Source organism: Actinoplanes rectilineatus, from assembly GCF_000962825.1.
In the GTDB taxonomy this organism is placed as follows: Bacteria; Actinomycetota; Actinomycetes; order Mycobacteriales; family Micromonosporaceae; genus Actinoplanes; species Actinoplanes rectilineatus.
The window spans coordinates 181594-202155 of the sequence record NZ_JZKF01000006.1; the positions used below are offsets into that span (position 1 = coordinate 181594).

General features: G+C 68.8%; 32 protein-coding genes. 1 reads left to right on the top strand and 31 read right to left on the bottom strand.

The features are described from left to right. Positions 1-79: 79 nt before the first annotated feature. The 18 genes from WH85_RS07080 to WH85_RS07160 all read right to left on the bottom strand — a co-directional run bounded on the left by WH85_RS07080 (position 80) and on the right by WH85_RS07160 (position 16116). Positions 80-469: a capsid cement protein gene (locus tag WH85_RS07080; RefSeq protein ID WP_045740877.1), complete on the bottom strand. Its 390-nt coding sequence runs from the start codon at positions 467-469 to the stop codon at positions 80-82. Beyond that, positions 469-1578, bottom strand: coding sequence for a phage protease (locus WH85_RS46750; RefSeq protein ID WP_052720210.1), 1110 nt, complete (start codon positions 1576-1578; stop codon positions 469-471). Before WH85_RS46750 ends, WH85_RS07080 begins: the two co-directional genes overlap by 1 nt. A gap of 36 nt (positions 1579-1614) precedes the next feature. Beyond that, on the bottom strand, positions 1615-1752 hold the full coding sequence (locus WH85_RS50135; RefSeq protein ID WP_157410852.1) for a hypothetical protein: 138 nt from the start codon (positions 1750-1752) through the stop codon (positions 1615-1617). 175 nt (positions 1753-1927) lie between these two features. Continuing rightward, positions 1928-5614, bottom strand: a complete 3687-nt coding sequence (locus WH85_RS07090) for an ADP-ribosyltransferase (protein ID WP_157410853.1) — start codon at positions 5612-5614, stop codon at positions 1928-1930. A gap of 18 nt (positions 5615-5632) precedes the next feature. After that, a complete protein-coding gene (locus WH85_RS07095) occupies positions 5633-7825 on the bottom strand; it encodes a phage portal protein family protein (protein ID WP_157410854.1) in 2193 nt (730 codons plus the stop codon). Between the two features lie 16 nt (positions 7826-7841). Continuing rightward, positions 7842-9149, bottom strand: a complete 1308-nt coding sequence (locus WH85_RS07100) for a PBSX family phage terminase large subunit (protein ID WP_342669774.1) — start codon at positions 9147-9149, stop codon at positions 7842-7844. After that, positions 9139-9639 carry a hypothetical protein gene (locus tag WH85_RS07105; protein ID WP_052720211.1) on the bottom strand — a complete coding sequence of 167 codons (501 nt, stop codon included), beginning with the start codon at positions 9637-9639 and terminating at the stop codon, positions 9139-9141. Before WH85_RS07105 ends, WH85_RS07100 begins: the two co-directional genes overlap by 11 nt. Before the next feature lie 16 nt (positions 9640-9655). After that, positions 9656-9835: a hypothetical protein gene (locus tag WH85_RS07110; RefSeq protein WP_045740881.1), complete on the bottom strand. Its 180-nt coding sequence runs from the start codon at positions 9833-9835 to the stop codon at positions 9656-9658. Continuing rightward, positions 9832-10071 (bottom strand): hypothetical protein, encoded by a 240-nt coding sequence (locus WH85_RS07115; protein WP_045740882.1) that lies wholly within the window; start codon positions 10069-10071, stop codon positions 9832-9834. The genes WH85_RS07110 and WH85_RS07115 overlap by 4 nt, the downstream gene beginning before the upstream one ends. Positions 10072-10170: 99 nt before the next feature. Continuing rightward, positions 10171-11037: a hypothetical protein gene (locus tag WH85_RS46755; protein WP_052720212.1), complete on the bottom strand. Its 867-nt coding sequence runs from the start codon at positions 11035-11037 to the stop codon at positions 10171-10173. Between the two features lie 351 nt (positions 11038-11388). Then, a complete protein-coding gene (locus WH85_RS50140; protein ID WP_045740883.1) occupies positions 11389-11604 on the bottom strand; it encodes a hypothetical protein in 216 nt (71 codons plus the stop codon). 41 nt (positions 11605-11645) lie between these two features. After that, positions 11646-12233 carry a hypothetical protein gene (locus WH85_RS50145; protein ID WP_045740884.1) on the bottom strand — a complete coding sequence of 196 codons (588 nt, stop codon included), beginning with the start codon at positions 12231-12233 and terminating at the stop codon, positions 11646-11648. Further along, positions 12230-12721, bottom strand: a complete 492-nt coding sequence (locus WH85_RS07135; RefSeq protein ID WP_045740885.1) for a hypothetical protein — start codon at positions 12719-12721, stop codon at positions 12230-12232. The genes WH85_RS50145 and WH85_RS07135 overlap by 4 nt, the downstream gene beginning before the upstream one ends. A gap of 89 nt (positions 12722-12810) precedes the next feature. Continuing rightward, entirely contained in the window at positions 12811-14223 is a 1413-nt protein-coding gene (dnaB, locus tag WH85_RS07140) for a replicative DNA helicase (RefSeq protein ID WP_425394619.1), read from the bottom strand. After that, entirely contained in the window at positions 14136-14570 is a 435-nt protein-coding gene (locus WH85_RS48105) for a hypothetical protein (protein WP_045740886.1), read from the bottom strand. Before WH85_RS48105 ends, dnaB begins: the two co-directional genes overlap by 88 nt. Next, positions 14557-15591 (bottom strand): helix-turn-helix domain-containing protein, encoded by a 1035-nt coding sequence (locus WH85_RS50150; RefSeq protein ID WP_157410855.1) that lies wholly within the window; start codon positions 15589-15591, stop codon positions 14557-14559. The genes WH85_RS48105 and WH85_RS50150 overlap by 14 nt, the downstream gene beginning before the upstream one ends. Before the next feature lie 43 nt (positions 15592-15634). After that, positions 15635-15910 (bottom strand): hypothetical protein, encoded by a 276-nt coding sequence (locus tag WH85_RS07155; RefSeq protein WP_045740888.1) that lies wholly within the window; start codon positions 15908-15910, stop codon positions 15635-15637. Then, positions 15907-16116 (bottom strand): hypothetical protein, encoded by a 210-nt coding sequence (locus tag WH85_RS07160; protein ID WP_045740889.1) that lies wholly within the window; start codon positions 16114-16116, stop codon positions 15907-15909. The genes WH85_RS07155 and WH85_RS07160 overlap by 4 nt, the downstream gene beginning before the upstream one ends. Before the next feature lie 136 nt (positions 16117-16252). Between WH85_RS07160 and WH85_RS50155 the strand changes: the two genes are divergently transcribed. Then, entirely contained in the window at positions 16253-16447 is a 195-nt protein-coding gene (locus WH85_RS50155) for a hypothetical protein (RefSeq protein ID WP_157410856.1), read from the top strand. Between the two features lie 228 nt (positions 16448-16675). On the opposite strand, the gene WH85_RS07170 is transcribed toward WH85_RS50155, so the two are convergent. Genes WH85_RS07170 through WH85_RS07230 form a run of 13 tightly spaced genes read right to left on the bottom strand, consistent with a single transcriptional unit; the run spans position 16676 to position 20493 of the window. Beyond that, positions 16676-17002, bottom strand: a complete 327-nt coding sequence (locus WH85_RS07170; protein ID WP_045740891.1) for a hypothetical protein — start codon at positions 17000-17002, stop codon at positions 16676-16678. Then, the gene (locus WH85_RS07175; protein ID WP_052720213.1) at positions 16999-17229 is read right to left on the bottom strand and encodes a helix-turn-helix domain-containing protein; all 231 of its coding nucleotides are present in this window, start codon (positions 17227-17229) and stop codon (positions 16999-17001) included. Before WH85_RS07175 ends, WH85_RS07170 begins: the two co-directional genes overlap by 4 nt. Then, the gene (locus WH85_RS07180) at positions 17226-17501 is read right to left on the bottom strand and encodes a helix-turn-helix domain-containing protein (RefSeq protein ID WP_052720214.1); all 276 of its coding nucleotides are present in this window, start codon (positions 17499-17501) and stop codon (positions 17226-17228) included. The genes WH85_RS07175 and WH85_RS07180 overlap by 4 nt, the downstream gene beginning before the upstream one ends. Further along, positions 17498-17761: a hypothetical protein gene (locus WH85_RS48505; protein WP_045740892.1), complete on the bottom strand. Its 264-nt coding sequence runs from the start codon at positions 17759-17761 to the stop codon at positions 17498-17500. Before WH85_RS48505 ends, WH85_RS07180 begins: the two co-directional genes overlap by 4 nt. Beyond that, the gene (locus tag WH85_RS46760) at positions 17758-18153 is read right to left on the bottom strand and encodes a hypothetical protein (RefSeq protein ID WP_052720215.1); all 396 of its coding nucleotides are present in this window, start codon (positions 18151-18153) and stop codon (positions 17758-17760) included. Before WH85_RS46760 ends, WH85_RS48505 begins: the two co-directional genes overlap by 4 nt. Continuing rightward, positions 18146-18430 (bottom strand): hypothetical protein, encoded by a 285-nt coding sequence (locus WH85_RS07195; RefSeq protein WP_045740893.1) that lies wholly within the window; start codon positions 18428-18430, stop codon positions 18146-18148. The genes WH85_RS46760 and WH85_RS07195 overlap by 8 nt, the downstream gene beginning before the upstream one ends. Beyond that, complete coding sequence (locus tag WH85_RS07200; RefSeq protein ID WP_045740894.1) at positions 18427-18618, bottom strand: hypothetical protein; 192 nt, start codon at positions 18616-18618, stop codon at positions 18427-18429. Before WH85_RS07200 ends, WH85_RS07195 begins: the two co-directional genes overlap by 4 nt. Before the next feature lie 3 nt (positions 18619-18621). Further along, entirely contained in the window at positions 18622-19005 is a 384-nt protein-coding gene (locus tag WH85_RS07205; RefSeq protein WP_045740895.1) for a hypothetical protein, read from the bottom strand. Continuing rightward, positions 19002-19241 carry a hypothetical protein gene (locus tag WH85_RS07210; protein WP_045740896.1) on the bottom strand — a complete coding sequence of 80 codons (240 nt, stop codon included), beginning with the start codon at positions 19239-19241 and terminating at the stop codon, positions 19002-19004. The genes WH85_RS07205 and WH85_RS07210 overlap by 4 nt, the downstream gene beginning before the upstream one ends. Before the next feature lie 49 nt (positions 19242-19290). Then, positions 19291-19482, bottom strand: coding sequence for a hypothetical protein (locus WH85_RS07215; protein WP_045740897.1), 192 nt, complete (start codon positions 19480-19482; stop codon positions 19291-19293). Next, entirely contained in the window at positions 19482-19700 is a 219-nt protein-coding gene (locus WH85_RS07220) for a hypothetical protein (protein WP_045740898.1), read from the bottom strand. The genes WH85_RS07215 and WH85_RS07220 overlap by 1 nt, the downstream gene beginning before the upstream one ends. Beyond that, entirely contained in the window at positions 19697-20008 is a 312-nt protein-coding gene (locus WH85_RS07225; RefSeq protein ID WP_045740899.1) for a hypothetical protein, read from the bottom strand. The genes WH85_RS07220 and WH85_RS07225 overlap by 4 nt, the downstream gene beginning before the upstream one ends. Next, positions 20005-20493, bottom strand: coding sequence for a hypothetical protein (locus tag WH85_RS07230; protein ID WP_045740900.1), 489 nt, complete (start codon positions 20491-20493; stop codon positions 20005-20007). Before WH85_RS07230 ends, WH85_RS07225 begins: the two co-directional genes overlap by 4 nt. Between the last annotated feature and the right edge of the window lie 69 nt (positions 20494-20562).

Consider the following 20562-nt stretch of genomic DNA (forward strand, 5'->3'; position numbering starts at 1 on the left):
GCATGAAAAAGCCCCGCACGCAGGGCGCCGGGGTGAGGTCTGGTCCGAGGGGCTATTCAGTTGTGTGGGGCTGGAGCGGTCAGCACTCCATCCACGTCACCAGCGCCGTGTCCGCGGCAGTGGTGAGGGCGACGCCGAGGGCCGCGCGGGCATTGTTGATGTCCCCGGCGGTCGCACCCGACGCGGCAGCGAGCGAGGCGACGTTCCCGGACGCGGCGGCGTACACGTTGTCCCCGGCGGTGATCGCACCGGCGGCGGTGGTGATGTGGACCTGGCCGCGGCCGTGCATCGGGCCTTCCGCGCCGGATGCGATGTCGCAGCCCGCCACTCCGATGACCTTCGACCCTGCGGTGGCGGTCGCGACGGTGCCGTTACCGGACACCATGAGCGTCTTGCCGCCGACGACGGCGCCGGAGGTGGTGACGGTGATGACGTCACCGGGCATGTACAGCGGGGCGTAGTCGGGCATCAGGCACCGGCCTTCTGCGCGCCGAACACGCGCTCGTAGTCGGCTTCGAACGCGGTGTCCGCGCCGGACGGCTCGGGGGCGCCGGTGACACCGGACGCCATGACCGGCACGGCGTAGCCGACGGCGATCCGGCCGAGGGTGCGGGTGGTGACGCCCGGCGCCTCGTCGTAGTCCGTCTCCCACTGCTCACGCTCGTGTGGCTTGAACTTGCCCTCACGCTGCGCGGTGTCGAGAACGGATGCTTTGACGGTCTTCGCGGTGTCGGCGTCCTGCGCGGCGATCCGCGCGGACATCGTCTCGACCTGAGAGGCGAGAACGGTCACCTCCTTGCGGAGCTCGTCCTTCTCCGCTTCGGCCTTCTCCGCCTTCTCGGTGGCCGCGGCACTCGCGGCGACCATTTCCGGTGTCGGCGCGGGTTCCGGAATAGGCTGGTCGGCCTTGGCCTTCAGCGCGTCGATCGCCGCGAGCGCGGCCGTCTCGTCGGCGTCAGCGTCGAGGCCGAGCCGCGAGCGCATCTCGTCGCTCAGGGACATCTTGTCCTCCAGGGTTGTGTTGGGGTCCGGCTCGGCGGCCGGTAAGGGTGTCGGCGCGGAGGCGTACACGACGGCGTGCACCCGCTCGCCGCAGTCGGGTGTGCCGGCGGTGGCGGCAACACCGAGCAGGCCGGGAAGGTCCTGCACGGATTTGAGGGTGGCGACGGCGGGCGGGGTGACACCGAGCAACGCGACCGCAGTCAGGGCGAACGGGTGTTCGTGGCCGAGCCCGCACCGGTACCGGTAGGCGCCCTCGATGCTGCGGTCGGGGTAGGCGGCGGCCTGCACCTGCGACAGCCAGGGCAGGGCCACCTGGTCGCCGATGAGGGCATGCCCGTCGTCGGACAGCCGCAGGTCTTCGAACCAGCCCAGGGCGGGTTCGCCGTCGCCGCCGTTGTTGAACCGCTCGTCGGTGTGCCCCAGCTTGAGCCGCGGCCGGCGGACGGCCGCGCATTGTTGGGCTTCGACGGCGGCGGCCAGGTCGGCGGGGGTGGGGGACCAGGCGCCGGTGGAAGCGCCCCAGGTGCCGGTGCGGATGAGTTCGATGCCGGTGCGGCGCGCAAGGCCGGTGGGCACTGCCGCCTCCTTTCGGGGTCGGCGGTGCCGGGTGTGTTACTGGTCCGTAGTGACGCTCTTGCGGGTAGGGGATGCGGGACGGTACTGCCCGATCAGGTCTTGCAGTTGGGCGGAGAGGAGATCGTCCACGGAGGCCGGGGCCGCTGCGGCGGCGAGCATCTGCTGCCGGTTCATCTCTGCTCTCCGCCGGTGCTGCCAGGGACCGGGCCAGCCGCCGGTTCGGCGAGGACCGGCGGCTGGTAGCCGCCGTCCATCCGGTCTACGAGTGAGCTGGCAGGTGGAACAGCGGTGACAGTGGCCGGCACCTCGTCGGTTGCCCACCTCTGGGCAAGGGAAGCCGGTTTCGCTTTCATGCGATCACCTCGATGTCTAGGACCCGGATACCGTTTTCGTCGACTCCGCGGTCGGCTACCACGCGACGACGCTGGCCGCGGGCGGTCAGGATTTCGGCTTCGTGCTGGAAATCAAGCCATACCTCGTCGGGACGCCCCATCGGGGATACCTGGACGCCGGGAGAGCCCTTGGGCAGCAAGATCCTCATCATGACCGGCGGCATGTCGGGTTCTTCCATCTGGGCGACTTGGGCGAACTGGCTGGCGACTCGGACGTCGGCGGTGGTGGAGGCGAAAGCCGAATCCTCCCACTCCATCCCGGTGACGTCGGGCCCCCAGGCGTCACCGAAGATTTTCCCCGGGTCTTTGATCGTCCGGTAGACCAGTACGTCTTTCGGTAGCGGCGAGGCAGCCATCGCATCGTCGATCTTCTTCACCACATCGGTGATCTCAGGACCGCCATCAGCGGTACCACGCAGGTAGGAGTTGATCTCGGAGAACGCCTCGCCCTGGTATGTGGCCAGTGCATCCCCGATTACAGCGCTCTGGGATTCCGACCAGCCGGAAGGCACAGAAATGGGGATCCCGGACCCGAACCTGACGGGAACAGAATCAAGGCCGCCCTGACCTTGTGCAGCCTTCTTCGCTGCGGCATCCCAACCAGAGGCTGTCATCCCACCGGACACAACGCCACCCGGCGCTGGGCCGGCAGCGGGAGTTTCCTGCCCGGCGGGTACCGCGGTACCGTTTCCACCAGCCCGGGCAGGGGCGGGCGCGGCTTCCTGTTTGCCCGCCTGCTGTCCAGCGCCGGCCTTCGGCAACACGCGGACGTCGATCTGGCGGATCCCGTCGACCACACCGCGGTCGGTTACGACCTCGATCTCGTGGCCGCGGTCGATGAGGATCTCGGCCTCGGACGGATCACGTGGGTCGTAGAGGTCGATCGCCTTGGTGCCGGCAGGGACGGCCACCCGCATCTGGACGGGGTCTTCGCCGCGGGAGAACGGGGCGATCGCGCCGGTGTCGGTGGACGTCGACAGGAAGCCGTCCTCGCGCCAGCGCATGCCGGTCAGGTCGCCGTCGAGGCGGTCGCCGAACATGGCCCGGGACTGCCGGATCCCGCGCAGGACGGTGATGTCAGCGTTCAATTCCGAGCCGGTCATCGCGTCGTCGATCCCGGCGATCGCCTTCTGGGTCTGGGCGTTGCCGGGGCCGCCGGTCCGCAGCGCGCCGTTGATCCGTTTGAAGTCGGTGCCGTTGCGGGAGTCCTGGTAGCCCTCGAGGCCTGCGCGCTGGGTGTCGGTCAGATCGTTGCCGGGCCGGTGCGGGCCTTTCGGGATGGCTGCGGAGACTGCGGCCCGGTCGATCTCGGCGGAAGCCGGCGCCGGGACGGCCGGTTGCGCCGGGGTGGGCAGACCGGTACCCGCCGTCGTCTCGCTGGGCGCAGGCCCGGACGGGGTCTGTGGCGCCGTCTGCGGGGCGGCCCCCTCCCCGGCGGACAGGCCCTGCTGGCGCTTGTCGCGGATGACGTCCGGTTTGAGGTCGTCGCGCCGGTCCGGGTCCGCGTACTGGGCCTCGAGGTCCGCGACCGCACGGGCGACCGCCGTGTCGATCTCCAGTTTGCCTTCGCGGGACTCGTGCCGCCGGTTGTGGGCCTTCTGCCTGACCTGATCGGCCAGACGACGGCCGGACATCCCGCCCTTGTCCCATTTGGCCAGAGCCTGCGACAGGGCGTCGGTCTCCATGCCGTCACGGCGGACCAGGGGGATCGCCCACAGCTGGTCCATCAGCTTGCGCAGGGCGTCCGGGGTCGAGTCCGGGACCTCCGGTGCCGGGCCGTCGGGCGCGTCGAGACCGATGACCGCCAGTTGCACGGCCCGCTTACCGGGCCCGTCTGGCAGCCGGCCGGCGAGCATCTTGAGCTGGTCGAGCTGGGCCTGGGCGGGCAGACGTCCCATGACGGTGTCGGTTGCCATCCGGCCAAGGTGTTCGGCCAGCGGGAGGCCGTCGACGTCGAGCATCCGGTCGGCGCCGAGCATGCCGACGGCCTGGCCGATCTCGCCGTCGGCGTGGAACGCGACCGGGCTGTCGGGGTCGGCGCCCCATTTGTTGTCCGACAGCGGCTGGGTGCTCATGACCCGCGGCAGCGGGCCACCCGGCTGGGCCGTCGGCGCGTCGGGCACGTTTGCGGTTGTCGGGGTCTCGGGTGCGAGGGCGGAGGAGGGCGGCGCCGCGGGGAGCTGGTTCTCCGGGTTTTCGCTATTCTGCACGGCGGCCGGTTCAGCGGCTGGTTCGGCCGCTGGACCGGAGGTGTCCCCGCCGTTGCCGCGCCGGTCCGGTTCGTTGGTGGAGATCAGGTGCTTGGGCTCAGGGCCGATGACGATCGCCGCGTCGAGTTCGGCCTGCGACAACTCGCCGCGGGCGGGGTCCGGCTCGAGGCGGATCCGGCGTGCCCGGTCGAGGCGGCGCAGCTCGGCGTCGGCGTCTTCGCGGGACATGCCGGGCAGCTGGTCGCGGACCTTCGCCAACAGGACCAGGTCGCCGGGCTTGCGGCCGTCGGCGGTCAGGGCATCGTGGATGGCGTCCATGATCTGGTCGGCGGGCGTGGCGGGCTCGGCCCCACCAGCCGGGCCAGGGACAGAGACGTCCCTACGGTTCTCGTCAGCGACGCCGGACGGCTTCGACACCGGGTCGGCCTTGGCGGCGCCGGATCCCTGGGAATCCGCACCGCGGTCCAGGCCTGGTGCCTGAGGGGTGCCCGCTTCCCGGTCGTTGTTGCCTTCGGTACCCATCTCGTCGGCGACCAGCGCATCCACGAGCTGGGACTTACGCAGCCTGCCCGGCCTGAGCCCACGCTCACGCATCATGGCCTGCAACTCGGGCACCCGGTTCTTCATCAGATCCGCACGGACCTGATCGGCGCCTTCCGGCTGCTCGCTACTGGCGTCGTCCGCTGCGGGCGCCTTCTCCGCGGGCGGGGGAGCCGTCTTCGCCGGCGCGGAAGGCCGCGCCGTGGGCGGAGCCTGCTCGGCCGGTGCGTCAGCGGACGGGCCGTCCAGCGCCTTCTCGTCGCCCTTGCCTGCCTCCGCGCCCTTCTTCGACAGCACGGCTACGTGCATGTCGTAGCCGCCCGCACTGTTCGCCTCGACTTTGGTGACGACCATGTCCAAGTCCCGGCCGAGGATCACTTCGCCGGTCTCCGGGTTCACCGCGGCGCGCGTACCGGCCGGGGCAGAAATACGCATCCGCACGTCGCCTTTGGTGGCGCGGACCGTACCGACGGAGGTGGGCGCGTAGGCGGCGTCACGAACCCGCATGCCGACCAGGCCGTCCGGACCGGCCGGACCGAACGCGGCGACCGGCACCCGCCGGGACAGCATCACGTCGTCGGGCAGATCCACCATCGCGGCGTCCATGGCCGTGACCGACGGGTCGCCGGTTTTGCCCGCACGCAGCGCCTTGTGGGTGTCGACGTACCCGCCCGCGACATACGAGGCGACGGCCTGGCGGTGGGCGGCGGGGGCGATCGGCTCGAGGTAGGCGGGTGCCTTGGTCCCGACGATGCCCTTCTTCGGCCGCAGCCCGGAGGTGATCTGTTCGGCCAGGCCGATCTCGGCCCGGCTGGCGGGCGCGGACCGGGACCGGGTGAACCGGCCGTTCTTGTCCCGCGGGTGCAGCGACGGGATCCACTTCTTGACGGCCACGATCACCACCCCGTCCTGTCACCACATGGGGGCGATGAACCCTCGGCACCGTCCGCGGCCAGCGCATGACCGGAATCCGTTGTGCGGGTAGTCGCCGATCGCGGCCCGCAGGGTGGTGTACACCCGGCCGGACACGTCGGCGCAGGCCTCACACCTGCTGCGGTCGTTGATCTCGTTCGCTTGGAAGCGGGTGCCCTGCGGGGCCTGCTCAAGGACTGACAGGCGCCCGGCGTGCTGGGCGGCCGACAGCAGCGCACCGAGATGGTCGGCGACCATGCCCTTCTCGGTGGCCGACAGCCCGTTGAGGTGTTCACCGACCGCGTCGGCGATCTCACCCGGCGGGCTCCCGGCCAGTTGCAGCGCGGCCCGTCCGGCACCGGACGCATACCCGGCGGCGATGATGTGCGCGACTGCGGTTGCCGTGTCCCGGACCGTGTCCGCGGTGACGTTCCCGTCCAGGTTCAGGCCGTGCCCGGCGGCCTCGGCGACCACGTCGGCGGCGGCGGTCCTGGCGAGTTTGCTGCCCGCGGTGTCGAGGACCGTGGCCTGCGCGGCGATCACCCCCGCCGACACGGCCAGTTGGCCGAGCAGGCTCACATCGCCGTGTTCGGCGGCGTCACGGGCTTGTTCGGTGAGTTCGTCGACCATCGGCCCGGCGATGGCGGGCCACCGTTTGAGGAGTCCGGCCTTGGCGTCTTCCCACTGCTGTTGCAGGTTCTCGGCCGCGGTATCGGCCTTCGCCGCCTGGACGGTGACGGGCTCGCCGGCGGGCTCCTGGCCGCCGTCGGTTTTCCCGCCGAACAGGCCCCAGTCCAGGTCGGCCTGCCGTGCGGCGACGTCGGGCGGGATGTCGATGGCGTCCGGTTCATCAGGGACGCCCGGCGCGGTGGCAGGGACCGGAACAGCGTTCAAGTCCGGAACCTCACCCGGCGTCTGGCCCGGTGTCTGCGGCGTGGGCAGGTCTACGCCCGGGGCCACGACCGGCTGCGCCGGCTGTTCCCGCTCGGGGAGCCGGTATTCGCGGCGTACCCACGCCTCGAGGCCGGGGTCGGCGGACATGGCGCCGGACGACAGGAGCAGTTGCAGCGACTCGGCGGTCACCTCACGCCGGGACCCGACACCGGACACGACCACGCGGGGGACCGGCTCGTCCTCGCCGTAGTTCCAGTCAACGATCCGGGCAGCAATCTGACGAGTGGCGACGTCCGCGATCAGCTCAGCCTCGGACTCGAGGGCCAGGTGCAGGGCGTCCATAAACGCGGTGCCGAGTGCGCGGCTCCCGTTCGGGGTTTCACCGAGTTCAAACGCATTCATCAGCGCGGACGCAGCACACTGCTGATCGAGCCAGCGCAGGAACTCCTGCGACTGCGGTAGCCCGCCACTGATCCCAAGGATCTTCATGACGAACCCGGGCGGGGTCGCCGCACCCGCGGAGATTCCGGCACGGGCCGCCTGAGCCACCTGGGCGGCTTCGGCCATCTGCGCTTGGGTCGGGTTCGTGCCGGGGATCGGCTCGAGGACGGGTACGCCGGCGGACCAGCGGACGTTGGCGACGGCGTAGGCCCGCCGCACCTCCTCCTTGATCAGCCAGGAGGCGTAGGAGGGACGCAGAAGGGACGTGCCCGCCCAGTTCGAGCCTTCGCGGTCGCGGGCGTACCAAACCAGGTTCTTCGCCCGCATCTGCGGATTCTTCAGGTCCGACGCCTGATCCTGGGTGGCGCCGGTCAGTAGCCCGGTCTTGCCGTCGGTGTGGATGTGGCTGATGGTCCACTGCGGGCGATCCCACAATCCGGCCAGCCGTGCCTTACCGCCGACGATCTCGGCTTCCAACTCGAACGCGGAGAACCCGAACGACACCATGCGGGTCACCGCACGTAGGTGATCGCCCCACGACACACCGCGCAGCCGGGCCGCGCCAGGCTTGTCCTTGCCCTTGATCGCCAGGCCCATGCCGTCGGCCACGTGTTTGACGACCGCAGGCCGGCACCCTTCCGGGTCGAGCTGCCACTGGGCGCGGGTCAGGTTCAGCACCCAACCCGAGATGATCGAGCTGAGTTTCGGGTCGCGGCGCATCTTCGCGAACACCGGAATCGACATGGGGAACGTCAGATCCGGCACGTGTTCGAGGACGTCGAGGTAGATGCCGGCGAAAGTGTCGTTGCCGAGCCGGTACGGGTCGACATAGCCGGACACTTTTGTGGGGGCGGTCATGATGCCACCGCCTCGGTCACATAGCTGCGCTCATCAGGTCGACCTCGCCCGCAACGGCCGGGCGGTGCGGGTACTGGATGCCGTTCGGCCGTCGCCAGGTGCCCTCGGTGGTTTTCACTCCGTAGCGGACCGCGTCGAGCCCGTGGTCATCGACCTTGATCGGGGCGTCCTCGCCCTTCCGGGCCTTCTTCTCGTCCCACGAGTAGCCGGGGAACTCATCAATCAGGTGCTTGCAGGAGCGGTGCACCTTCAGCTTGTCGTGGCCGAGAAGACCGGCCACCGTCCGGATGCCGTCGGCGACACCGTTGTCCGCGGGGGTCGGCGTGACGCCGTCGCGGTACAGCTGCTGAATGAACGACGCGGCTGACGGGTCTACGACCGTCGACTCAGGAACTACGCCGGGCAGATCCGCTGGGATGCGCTTGTATCCGCGTTGCCAGTTCAGTAAGGCCGTGGAGTACTCGGCATCGGTCATCGACCGCCGGGTCTCCCGGGCGGCGTGGCGCCACTCGGACGCCACGTACACCGTCTGCGAGGCGTCGATGCCGAGCAGTAGGCCGTGAAATGGGTTGGATGTCCCGTAGTCGATCGAGGTGCAGATCCACCGCCAGATCGGCGGGATCAGGTCGATGACGTGCCGTTCCGGGTCCCACATGTCGTAGACGGCGCCCTCGGCTACCACCCATGCCCCGTCGATGAACCGCTTGTACCAGAGCCCGACGTATTCCTTTTTTAAGGACGCGACGTATGCCGGGTCAAGCGATTCGTTGTCCTCGAGCTGGAACTGCCACCAGCGTAGGTCCAGTTCCCCGACGCGGAGCATGAACTTCTTCCGAAGCCAGTGTGCGGGGTTGTCGGGGTTGGTGGTGGCGAACAGCTTCGCGCCGGGCACCGACAGGCGGGCAAGGAGTTGGTTCCAGTACGCCTCAGGTACGAGGGTGGCTTCGTCGATGTATGCGCCGGCGCAGGTCATGCCGCGGAGGCGTTCTTCGGCACGGGCGTCATTCGCGGTGATCACTTCGACGGTGCGGCCGAGGATGTTGGCGGTGGGGGCACCACGTGTGTAGTGGATCCGCTTGGCCCAGTCGCCGGTGATGGCGGGATCCATGAGCGGGCCGAACACGTTCCGGGCACAAGTGTCGAGAGTCTTGGCGCCGACCATCAACTGTCCGCCTCGGGGCGCGTTGGACACGTAGATGAGCCAGCGCAGCAGCGATGCGATCGTCTTGCCCGATCGCACGGCACCTGTCCAGATGTTGATGCGCGCGTTTGCATGCGCGATCGACATCGCTTGCTTGGTCGACAGTGCGGCCTCAGGCGTCACCGGTGCCGTGTTTCTCCTGGAGCCCGGCGAGGAGAGCGCTGAGTAGAGAGCCAGCCGTGGCGGGGTCGCTGACATCGTGGCGCTCGAGCACCAGGTGCTTGTCGATCGCGGTGGCCGCGGAGACGAGTAGGTTCTTCAGGTCGCCAGTGGGCGGGCGTTGAAGAAGGTGTTCCTCGTAGGTGTTGTCCTTGCCGCCGAAGTTGAATACCAGGTGCGGTTGGTCCATCTGATCGAGGAGTTCGTTGGCTTTATTGAGGAACCGCCGCGCGGTCTTCACTCGCAGGGCCTTGTTGTCGAGCGCCGCCGCCTCAGTAGCTTTTTTCGTATGTGTCCGCTCAAATGCGTCGCTCACACCGGCTTGGCGGGCGATGTTGGTGACGGTGCCGGAGGAGACGCCGTGTTTCGTGGCGATCTTTCGGTTACCGAGCACCCCGGAACGGATGTCGTCAAGGATCGCGGCGCGTACGTCGTCGGGGATGCGGGGCGGCATGTCACCCCGTTCTGGGTCAGTGTGGTTCGGCGATGCGGCAGTACAGGGCTTGGTCCCGGAATTTCACGGGCTTCCAGCAGGTGTTGCCGCGGACTTTGAGGTGGCCTCGCGGACAGATCGCGATCTCGGGGTTGCGGCCGATGTGTTCGGCGAGCCAGGCGAGGGAGAAGGGGATCTCGTCGGGGTCGTCGGTCACGCGGCGGCCCTCGTTCGTCCGCGTCGCCGGGTGGCGCGCTCGGCGGCCATGACGTCGCCGTACCTGTAGAGGTGCCGGCCCCACGGGTCGGTGCCGCGGCGTTCAAGTTTGTGCCGGTCGCCGGTGTCGGGGTCGCGCCAGCCGCGGGACACCCAGGAGGTGATCGAGCTGGGGGAGACGCGTGCGGCGTGGGCGGCGGTGTCGCGGTCGATGAGGGCGTCGAAGTCGGGGGTCACGTTCACCCCCCGGAAATGCGAAAAGCTCCGGCAACCTGGTGGGGTTGTCGGAGCTGTGTGCCCCTGTGTGGATGCAATGCACCTAGGGGTGTACGCAATCTAGCGCGTGGCGGCGGGTTCGCCAAGGTCCGTAACCCGGGTGTGTCGCTGTTCGGCGACGAGGGTTTTCAGCCAGTCGCCGTATTCGTCGTCGTGGAGGACGGCCTGGCAGTCGGGGTTGACGCAGGTGATGTTGCCGCCGGGCTGCCGGTAGAGGGTGATGAGGTCGCAGCGTTTGCAGGCGACGCCGGCACAGTGTTCGGGTCGGGGTTCGGTTTGTCCGGTGGCTGCGCGGAGTGCGCCGCGGAGGTTGCGGACGGCGGTGGCGAAGTCGGCGAGTTGTTCGTAGTGGTCGCAGATGCGGTTGATGCGGGCGCGGAGCCACGTCAGGAGTTCGGGGACGGTGGGTGCGGGGAGCTGGTCTGCGCCGTACACGTTGTCGCGGATGTGCCGGGCCCAGCCGTCGAGGATGGTGGGTGCGGACAGGTGCCCGCTCTGGTCTTCCGGGATGGCCTGGTCGGTGAGGCCGGGGACGCGTGCCGGCTGTTTGAGGTCGAACGCGGCGGCGCTGATCGGGATCGGTCGTTCTCGTGATCCGGTGACGTGGGGTGCGCGGCTGCGGGAGTTGATGGGTGCGACGCCGCCGAGCGGGGCGAGGGGGTCGGCCCATGCGGTGCCGAGGCTGACGGTGCGCCGCTGGTTGTTCTTCAGGTATTCGACGCCGCTGCGCTGGTAGGTGCGCTGGTCGACGATGACTGGTTCCTCGTTGAGGAGGTCGGCCCAGAGGTGGCCGATCTCGGTGAGCCACCGGCCGAGGAGTGCCCGGTCGCTGTCGCAGACGGGCGGGTCGTGGGGTGTGCGGGGGGTGCGGTCGGGGCGGGTCAGGGGGCAGAGGGTGCAGGTGTCGGCGTGGCTCGAATCGCTCATCAGGGTGATCGCCTCCTGGCCGTGGAGCGGCTACGGTTCCGGGAGGCCACCGGGGGACGCTGGGGGTCTGCGGTTGGTGATGGCGGCGCCGGGTTGAGGTTGGACTCCCCGGCGCCGTTTCGCGGTTCAGTTCCAGATGCCGGCCCACGGGTCGTCGAGTGGCGGGGCTGGTCGTTTTCGGCCAGGCCAGGGGCGACAGGTGGGTGTGCGGGTCACGCGGGAATCTTGCCACCGCGTGCCGGTCTGCGGCCGGGTCGTGCAGCTTGTGAGTGAATCAAGGGCTGAGCGGGCGCAGGACTTGATCGATACGAGCTACCCATAGTCGGGTATACAAAGCGGAGTCCCGTTGCCTCACGCGCCCGCTGAACCGGTCTCCTGGCGTTGCTCCGCGAGAGCGTCGAACAGGTCCGGCCCGTCCTGCCCGGTATCCGGCGCCGACCCGATCAGACCCAGGAACGTCGCACAGTCCCGGCCGAACCCCTTCACCAGCCGTTCCGCCCGCGTCTTCTTGCCACACCGCGCGCACCGCACCCAGCGGGATCCGGCCGCCGGGTGGGTGATGACCATCAGGGACCCATGGCTTCCGGCGGCCGGCGGTTCCGTCCGCCTCAACGATCGGCCGCCGCCCACGGCAGTTGAGCATCCGCCGGGGCCGGGTTGAGGACCATGTCGTCGCGCCACTTCCCTGCCGCCTGGAGCGCCTTCACGCAGTGGGCGGTGCCGGACTTCGGCCGGACCGGGCCGAGTACCACGAAGTCGTCCGCACCCGGAAACGACCGGCACCCGTCGACCATGAACAGGTTCCGCCACACGTTGGCGTGCAGCCCGTCCAACGTGAGCGCGGACGTCCCGTGGACCTGCTCCATCACGAAGGTGGTCCGCTCCGCGTAGTCGGCGATCACAGCGAACTCGGCCGTCCGGTCCCGGCCAAGCTGCGACGCCCGGCCCCAGTAATGCCGGGCGTAGCCCTTGTTCGGCAGGGCCAGCCACAGGCGGACCTGCAAGCGCATCGCCGCCCGGGCCAGGCACTCGTCCATCCCCTCGGCGCCGCCGGACATGACAACCAGCCGGGACCCGTGTTCCAGCACCCGGGCGGCGATGCGCTCCAGGACCAGGTCCAGCACGCGCAGCCGCGTCTCCTTCGGCGCAATCACCAAGCTGCGGGACCCGGTACCCGCCAACACGGCGTCGGTCATGACGACACCCGCTCGTCCCAGTCCAGCCCGTACTCGCAGCCGCCCACCGGCGGACCCCAGGTGCCGGGCCCGTGCACATCCACCAGGGCCGGTCGCCCTTCCGTGTCGACGTCGACCCAGATCCGCACGCCGCCCACATCCAGCGTCCACCGGGCGGGGCCGGTCTTCTCGACGTGCAGCCACCCGCCGATGACCACCTCGTCCTGCTCACGACCCTGCTCCTGAGCAGGATCACGGTGGGCGTCACGCAGGCTCGCCACCGGGCACGGGTGCAGGTGCGCCCGCAACTCCAGGTCCGGATGCCCGCAGTCGCACACCCGTTCCACGACGGTGAGGAGTTCGGCGATCCGGCGGGCTAACAGGTCACGGTCGCCGTTGACGACGAACGCCACAGACTCGTCATCCGGGCGCCGGCCATCCTCGTCCGCGGGCCCGGCGCCCTCACGGACGACCGTGATGCCCTGGTTGCCGCCGGTCCGGTAGGTCATGCGGGTCTCCTCGTCTCGGGTGGGGCAGGATGGGCGGCAGGGGAGCTGAGCGATACCAGCGTTCAGCTCCCCGCCAACGTCAGAGCAGGTCAGATGGCCATGTCCACAAATCTGGACAGGTGCAACTGCGCGGCCACCGTAACGGTGTCCGTCGCCCCGTTCCGGTGCTTGGCCACGATGAAGTCCGCCTCGCCCGCCCGCGGCGACTCCTTGTCGTAGTAGTCGTCACGGTGCAGCAGGATCACCACATCGGCGTCCTGCTCGATCGAGCCGGACTCACGCAGGTCCGACAGCTGGGGGCGCTTGTCCTGGCGCTGCTCAGGGCCGCGGCTCAGCTGACTCACCGCGATCACCGGGCACTCGATCTCCTTCGCCAGCAGCTTCAGGCCACGGGACAGCTCGGAAACCTCCTGCTGTCGGGACTCGGTGCGTTTCGGCGATGACATCAACTGGAGGTAGTCGACGACCAGCAGCCGCAGATTGTGCTTCTTCTTCAAGCTGCGGGCCTTCGACCGGATCTGCGCCAATCCCATGTTCGGGGTGTCGTCCACGAAGATCGGTGCCTCGGAGATCTCACCCATCCTGCGGGCCATCCGCGACCAGTCGTCATCCGACAACTGCCCCGACCGGAGCACGTGCAGCGGCACCCGCGCTTCGGCCGACAGCATCCGGGTCACCATCTCGACCTTCGACATCTCCAGCGTGAAGAACGCCGATGCCATCCCCGCCTGGATCGCCGCATGCCGGGCGATGTCCAGGCCGGCCGTCGACTTCCCCAGCCCGGGGCGGGCGCCGACGATGATGAGCTGCCCGGGCTGCAACCCGTTGAGGAGCCGGTCCAGGTCTTTGAACCCGGTCGGCACCCCCAGCAGCGCACTGTCCTTCGAGCCCGCGGCCTCGATGTCGTCCATGACGGGGGTGAACACCTCACCGGCCCGGACAGTCTCCCCGGCACCGCGTTCCACGGTGATGTCGTAGACGGCCTGCTGCGCCAGGTCCACCACGTCGGCGAGTTCGACTCCGGCCGCGTTCGCTGACCCGTAGCCGAGCTGCGCGATCCGGACACCGGCTTCGACCAGGCGCCGCGAGACGGCCCGCTGCTGCACGATCCGCGCATACCAGCCGGCGTTTCCCGCCGTGGGCACCTGCTCGATCAGGGTGTTCAGGTACAGCACCCCACCGGTCCGTTCGAGTTCTCCGGCATCGAACAGGGCGCCCGCCAGTGTCCGTGCGTCTGCGGGCTCACCGCGCCCGTGCAGGGCGACGATCGCCCCGAACAGGGTGGCGTGGACCGGCCGGTAGAAGTCGGCGGCGGTGACGATCTCCGTCACGTCGTCGATGACCCCAGCGGACAGGAGCATCCCGCCGAGGGTGGCCTGCTCTGCCTCGATGTCGTGCGGTGGCGTCCGGTCGCTCATCGTCCGGCCTCCTCGTCCCAGTCGGGCCCTGCGGTGATCGCCCGCAGTTGGTCCATCGCCGACACCGGCGGCGGGGACTGCGATTCCAGGTGCGCGCCGATCGCCGCCAGCACCTCCCGGACCGTGGCGGCACCGGCCGACATGCGGACCTGCCGGTTCATGTCGTCCTCGAACTTCGACGGCAGTGCCCGGGCGTCCGACGGCTCCAGACGGCGGCGCTCGGCACGGATCGCTTTCACGCCCTGGCGGACGTCGGCGGGCATCAGCCGTTCCCGGGATTCCCGGTAGTGCCGCACCACGGCGGCCTTCGCGTCGTCGAGCGGGATGTCGTCGAGGGCCAGATGCCACGCCTCGACGTCGGCATCACCGACCTTGCGGTAGTCGAAGGTGCCGGCCAGCGTCAGCAGCAGCACCACCTCAGCTCTGTCCACGTTGTGCCTCCTCAAGGCGTCGGTACTTCTCGTACAGGGATTGGTTGTCGGCGACTCGTTGGTCAGCGGGGGACCGGACTTCGTTGCGCCGTCCGTTGTCGTCGATTCGGGCTAGGGCGTTGCCGGGCTCGTTGATGGGCATGGAGCCGCGGACCCCGGTGCGCTCTTCGAAGCGTTCCTGGTCTGAGCGCATCCAGTTGCGCCACGCCTTGTCCCAGTCCTTCTTGAGTTCCTTGCCTTTTTGGCCGTCAGCGAAGTACTCGATGAACTTGTCCGTGGCGAAGCGCCCGACATTCGGGGTTTCTTTTCTGGCCCACGCCATCATTTCTTCGGATACCTGCCAGCCGGCGGGGAGGGGCAGGTTCTCTTTGGTGATGATGCGACTGAGGCGCTTCCGACCCCTGGTGGCTCCGCCCGCTGGTTTGTTTTCGGAGTCAGGCTGCCGCTGTTCCGGTACCACAAACAGCGCATCACCGGTGTCGACACCATCGCGCGCGCTCTCCTCCGAAGGAGGAGAAGGTTCAGGTTGGTACACATGGTTCAGTTCTTTGTGTCCCGCTGTGGCACTAGCCTGGTCCCGCTCTGGCACTAGCCCTAGTCCCGCTGTGGCACTAGTCCCGCTCTGGGACCAGTCCTCAAGTTGGTCCCGCTCCGGGACTAGTCCCGCTGTGGCACTAGCCTCAGGCTCGTTCTCGGCGGCGCTGGGCGACTCTTCTGTGGCGACCGAAGAGGGGATGGTGAGCAGATAGCAGGTCTTCTCCTTGTTCTTTTGCGCCGCCTTCTTGGTCGGCACCGTTCGTTTTATCCAGCCATTACTCTCGGCCGAATTGAGAGAGCGGACAACGGTTGAACGGCCCAGCCCCGTGAAATTTGCCAGCTCGGTCAGGCTGGGTTGAAAACGGTCCGGAATGAGTCCCGTTTCCGGCTCCACCAACGTCACCAAGGTCAGAAGGGTGTGCCGCTCTGGAGCGGGGAGGCCCGACCTGCGGATCGCCCGCATAAGAGTCCAGATATCGGGCACGAAACCTCCTCGGGCAGTTGGGGTAGGGGTGGTGGCCGGCGCGTCAGGACCCAAGCGGGTACTGGTCGTTGCCGTAGATCGCATCCAGCAGGTGCGGCGGGCAGTGGAACTGGTAGGTCACGAACGGCTCGTCCCCGTCGATCACCTCCCACCAGCGCTTGTCCGTCCGTGGATCGAAACCGTGCTTGGCGGCGATCTCTGCGGCGAACTCATCCGGCCGGTCGCCCTCGTAGAAGATGTCCCGACCGCTGGGGAACAGTTCGGCCCAGGTGGTCGCGCCGGTGGACGCGGGCGAATCGGGAGTTGCGTGAGTGCTCATGCGGCATCCGCTGCGAACGTGACCCACTCGTCGGTGCCCTGTTCCTGTCGCTGCTGTTCCAGGGTCTCGGCAACGCTGCGAAGGTGGAGCCTGAGGGCTTCCCCGACGATGCGGCTGAGGCTGATGTCTGTCTGGTCGGAGACACGCTGTGCGGCTTCCCAGAGTGTCTGGTCTTTCGGGCGGACGTAGAGGGTCTTGTGGGGCATGGCGTTGCTCCCTTCTGAACTGCGGAAAGTCCAATCCTGTGTACGTACATCAACCAGTGAAGCCTATCGCGATGTGTACGTACACACCAGTGAAAGCCGATCTCTTTCGTGTACGGACACGCCGTACCTTTGACCAGTGACTACCGCCAACGAACGCCGCAAGACGGTGCGCCGGCAGATAGCCCTCGCCGATGCGCTCTGGGAACGCCTCGGCCGTCTGGTCGGCGACCGAGGGCGTTCCGAGGTCATCCGTGCGCTCGTGGCCTGGTATCTGCGCGAGCCCGGCGCGAAGCTCCCGGAGCGCCCGCCGCGTCAGGATCCGCCCGCCTGAGCCCGCCCCGGCTGGTCACCACCCGCGTTCCGTCGGCGAACTCGAGCACCGCGGACCCGGACATCCGCTTGTTCCCGTCCGGGTCTTTGCCGCCCTGGTCGCGCACCACCACCTGGCAGCGCTGGCCCGTCCGGTCGATGCCGTCGCCGAACCACGGCGTCTTCACCGCGCCCGTGCCCGGGAACTCCCAGGTGCGCCACCGCCACGTCCACACGTACGGGAAGTCGATCACGGCAGCCACTTCCGCAGTTCGTTGATCGACCTCCGGGCAACCTTCTGGGCTACGTACTCCCGGCCAACACGCTCCCACTCCCGCCGGTCGTCATCCTGTCCGTGAAGGCCGCGATCGATCCGTAGGTTTTCGAGTACCTCGCCGCATTCGATCAGCGCAGCCCGTGCCGCGCAGAGGGCACCGAAGGCAACCACGTTGAACGCTGGGTCCTCCGGCTCGGTCATGTGACTGCCGGCGAGCCGCAGGGCGTCTTCGATGTCCTGCTCGGTGATCAGTCCAACGGGCAGCGGCTCCCGAGCCGGACCCGGCCAGCGTCCGGTCACCGGATCACCCCGGCGCGGATGCCGACCGCTACCGCGTGGGCCCGGTTGCACGCGCCGAGCGTGTCGTAGATGCGCTTCGTCTGGTGGTCGACGGTGTTGGCGCTGATGCGGAGCCGCCCGGCGATGGCCTGGTTGGACAGGCCGTCCGCGATCAGCACGAGGATCTGCTGCTGCCGGTCTGACAGAGTGATAGCGGCAGGTAGGCCGGGGGCGAAGAAGTCGGTCACCGGTGGGCCGCCTGGTCGATGTCGTGGAGGGTGATCTGCCTGCTGCGCAGGGCGATGATCACGGCGTGGGCGCGGTTACGGGCACCGAGGGTGCGGTAGGCCCGCCGGAGGGACGTTTTGACGGATGACCCCTGGATGCCGATGCGGGCCCCGATACGCGTGTCGGGGAGCCCGCACGCGACGTACGCGAGGATCTGCCGCTGGCGTGGGGTGAGGTGCCCGGGGCGCCCGGCCCCCGCGGTGGGGGCCGGGACGGTGGCGGGTGCGGTCATGCGGGAGTCTCCTGGGGAGCGGATTCGGCGGGACGGGGTTCAGGTGCCGGGGTGCGCCAGGCCCGGAAGTTGCGCGTGTACACCCACGTGTAGGCGGCCACCGAAACCAGGAACCCCCACTGGCGGGTGGCCAGCGCGTACGCCAGCCACAGGGCTTGGGCGCCGATTCCAACAGCCCAGCCCCATGGGGAGCGGCGGCCGGCGAGCCAGATGCCGAATACGCCGACTGCGGTGAGCGCCCACGACCACAGCTGACTCACGAGGCGCCACCCGACGGATTCGAACCAGCAACCAGCACGGACAGCTCAGCGAGATGGTCTCCACCGCACCAGCCGCACCCATCGGCCCGCAGCACCGTGTGCCGCTCGCTGGGGTAAAGCCGCTCGGCGCAAGCGACCAGGCTGATGATCTGGCCGTGCGCCTCGTCCAGCGCGGTGAGCAACGCGGCCACGTCCTGGTGGGCGTGTGCGATGAACGCGGCGTCGTTCCGGCCGTTGCGATGCTCGTCGAGCTGGAGCGGCGGCAGACTGCCGGAGATGACCGCGATCGACGATCCGAGCGAGCCGCTGCCGAACCGGTCGCCCGTCTTCCACGTGCCCGGCGTGGCCGCTTCGAGGCGGCGCCGGATCGCGGCGATGTTGGGCCTACGCACTGGGCACCTCCGTGGAATACGGCGCGTAATCCGTCGCCAGCAGGCCCGCCTCGTGCAGTTCCGCAGCGATGCGTTCCGCCGCGGGCCAGTTAAACGTGCAGTGGAGCAGGTTCGCGGCGGCCTCCTGCGACGGCAGCTGGATGGTGCTCTGCTGGCCGACGAGCAGGTTGCTATGCGCCAGGTTCTCCGCGGTGCCCAGGGCGCGCTGGCGGAGTTTGAAGTTGCTGCCGATGTGGGGCTCGACGATGTCGGCAACACGGTTGAGGATGTCGATCACGGCAGATCACCGCCCGACGAATTCGGACGGGTAGCCACGCTCGCGTGGATGGACGCGATGGTCTCCAGGCACTGCTCGTGGTCGTGCCCCGGGTCGTCCCGGTGGCTGCACTGCGACTCGGGCACGTCGAGGGGGTTCTGGTTGAGGATCCGCCGGGCGTGCCGGGCGGCAAGGTCAGAATTACGCACGGGTCAGCCTCCTTGGCTGGTCGGGGAAGCTTCGCCGGGGTACATCCGCTTGCGAGTGATGCGCCGGCGCCGGCCCTCACACGCCTCACCCAGGTAGGGGTAGAGGTCGCTGGTGGAGTCGCAGTGCTGGATCACCCGTCGGACGATGTCGATGTCGCCGGGGATCGGGTCGTCGTTGTCGAGCGGCCCGCCCTTGCCCATCACGCCGTCGGCCTGCCCGGCCCGGTAGCCGAGGACGTAGCCCATGACGGCGGCCTCGCGGGTGACCCGGCGCTCGAACTTCGTGAGGGTGCGCCACGCGGTGTCGGCCCGCTTGTCGCGTTGTTGCTGTCGGGCGGCGAAGTAGTCGAGGAGACCGGGCGGGAACTCCGACATCGGGGCGCTCATCGGGTCGCCGCCTTGCCGGGCAGGTATTCGAGTCCGTCGGATGTGGGCCAGATCAGGACGTAGTCGTCCCGCCGCGCGCTGTCGGGCAGGACTGCCAGGTAGGCGTTTGAGGTGCCGATGATGGTGCCGTGCTGGGCGTGCCCGTGGTCGGTGTATCGAACGCGGCCGTGGAGGCTGGCGGGCACGTTGTAGCGCTCACGGATGTAGGCGAGGGCCGCGTTCGTCTCGGCGGTCATCGGGTCACGTCTTCTTCGCGGGTGGGGTACGGGGCGAGGTCCTTGGTGGTCACCACGGGATCTCCTCGGAGCGGGGCGGCAGTTCACCGGTCTGGTTGTGCACGTTGCGCATCTCGTCTACCTCGAACCCGGCCTCGGTCAGCGCCTTCCGGGCAACCGTCAACGCGTGCGCGGTGTAGCGGAGGTCGGAGTCGTCATCGATGCGGATGGCGGCGATCAAGGTGCGGAAGTGGTGGGCCATCACATGCCTTCCCACACGATGCCGTTGCCGCCGCGGCGGATGTCGTCCTTGTGGTCCTTGTGCCACTGCTGGCGCTGGGCGCGGTTTTTGATGAGCGGCGAGTAGGTGCCGCACTCGCACAGCGCCATGCCGGGTCCGGCGGCGTCACGGGCCCGGACCTTCGGCATGGAGAAGGCCGCGCCTTCGTGGCGCAGGCCGTGGCCGGCGAGGCGGGTCATCGGGCGGCCTCCATGGCGGCGCGGAGTTCGATGCGGGCGGTGTCGGCGTCGTGCGGGTCGTCGGCGGACTCAATCGCCCGGACCGCGGTTTCGACACGGCGCAGGCGGTCGCGCTCGTCCTGAAGGTCCGCGAGCCCGTCCGCAAGTCGTCCGGCCCACGCGTGCAGGCGCTCGATCTCGGCGATCAGGGCGGGGGCGTCGCTGTTGAAGTGCTCGCGGACGGCGGCGGGGACGGCCAGGGACTGGTAGTCCGCCCACCGGTACGCCTCAGCGGCCCGGGCTTGGACGGCGACGAGGTCGAGAGTCATCGGGCGGCCTCCTCGGCAGCCACGATGCGCGCGTTCTGCTCGACGAGGCGCTTCAGATGGTTCGAGCGGGACTCAGCACGTTCAGCGGTGACGCCCTCCGGCCACGGGTTGCAGTACTCGGCGTCGCAGGACCAGTTCACGGTGCGGGCCTCGGCGACGGCCAGACGAATCTCGTCGGTCAGGGAACCCCAGAACTCGGCCGAGCCCTCGGCCGTGATGGACGCCCAGTCAACCTCGGTAGCGAGGAGCGCCTTACCTGCCGAGCGGCAGCACTCGATGCAACCAGGACCGTCGGAGACGTGCAGGCCGGTGGCCCGGTGGGTGATGACGAAGTTTCCGCTGAGGAAGGCGCGGAAGTCTTCGGTCATGCCGAAGGCGGGGGCGATGGCGAGGTGCTCGCCGATCGGTTCGCAGGGCACGGTGACCGGGCCTTGAATCGTGGTGATCGTGCAGGTCGGGAACGGCGGGATGGTGGCTTCGGCCATTGGGATGTGTCCTTTCGTAGATGCGGATCGCTTGTACAAGTTGTACATTACAACTTGTACAAGTTGCAA

Coding starts and splice junctions, on each gene's coding strand:
- WH85_RS07080 (WP_045740877.1), bottom strand. CDS start 469: ATGCCCGACTACGCCCCGCTGTACATGCCCGGTGACGTCATCACCGTC.
- WH85_RS50135 (WP_157410852.1), bottom strand. CDS start 1,752: ATGAACCGGCAGCAGATGCTCGCCGCCGCAGCGGCCCCGGCCTCCGTG.
- WH85_RS07095 (WP_157410854.1), bottom strand. CDS start 7,825: ATGACCGCCCCCACAAAAGTGTCCGGCTATGTCGACCCGTACCGGCTC.
- WH85_RS07105 (WP_052720211.1), bottom strand. CDS start 9,639: ATGCCGCCCCGCATCCCCGACGACGTACGCGCCGCGATCCTTGACGAC.
- WH85_RS46755 (WP_052720212.1), bottom strand. CDS start 11,037: ATGAGCGATTCGAGCCACGCCGACACCTGCACCCTCTGCCCCCTGACC.
- WH85_RS50140 (WP_045740883.1), bottom strand. CDS start 11,604: ATGGTCATCACCCACCCGGCGGCCGGATCCCGCTGGGTGCGGTGCGCG.
- WH85_RS50145 (WP_045740884.1), bottom strand. CDS start 12,233: ATGACCGACGCCGTGTTGGCGGGTACCGGGTCCCGCAGCTTGGTGATT.
- WH85_RS07135 (WP_045740885.1), bottom strand. CDS start 12,721: ATGACCTACCGGACCGGCGGCAACCAGGGCATCACGGTCGTCCGTGAG.
- WH85_RS07155 (WP_045740888.1), bottom strand. CDS start 15,910: ATGAGCACTCACGCAACTCCCGATTCGCCCGCGTCCACCGGCGCGACC.
- WH85_RS07160 (WP_045740889.1), bottom strand. CDS start 16,116: ATGCCCCACAAGACCCTCTACGTCCGCCCGAAAGACCAGACACTCTGG.
- WH85_RS07180 (WP_052720214.1), bottom strand. CDS start 17,501: ATGACCGCACCCGCCACCGTCCCGGCCCCCACCGCGGGGGCCGGGCGC.
- WH85_RS07205 (WP_045740895.1), bottom strand. CDS start 19,005: ATGAGCGCCCCGATGTCGGAGTTCCCGCCCGGTCTCCTCGACTACTTC.
- WH85_RS07210 (WP_045740896.1), bottom strand. CDS start 19,241: ATGACCGCCGAGACGAACGCGGCCCTCGCCTACATCCGTGAGCGCTAC.
- WH85_RS07215 (WP_045740897.1), bottom strand. CDS start 19,482: ATGGCCCACCACTTCCGCACCTTGATCGCCGCCATCCGCATCGATGAC.
- WH85_RS07220 (WP_045740898.1), bottom strand. CDS start 19,700: ATGACCCGCCTCGCCGGCCACGGCCTGCGCCACGAAGGCGCGGCCTTC.
- WH85_RS07225 (WP_045740899.1), bottom strand. CDS start 20,008: ATGACTCTCGACCTCGTCGCCGTCCAAGCCCGGGCCGCTGAGGCGTAC.
- WH85_RS07230 (WP_045740900.1), bottom strand. CDS start 20,493: ATGGCCGAAGCCACCATCCCGCCGTTCCCGACCTGCACGATCACCACG.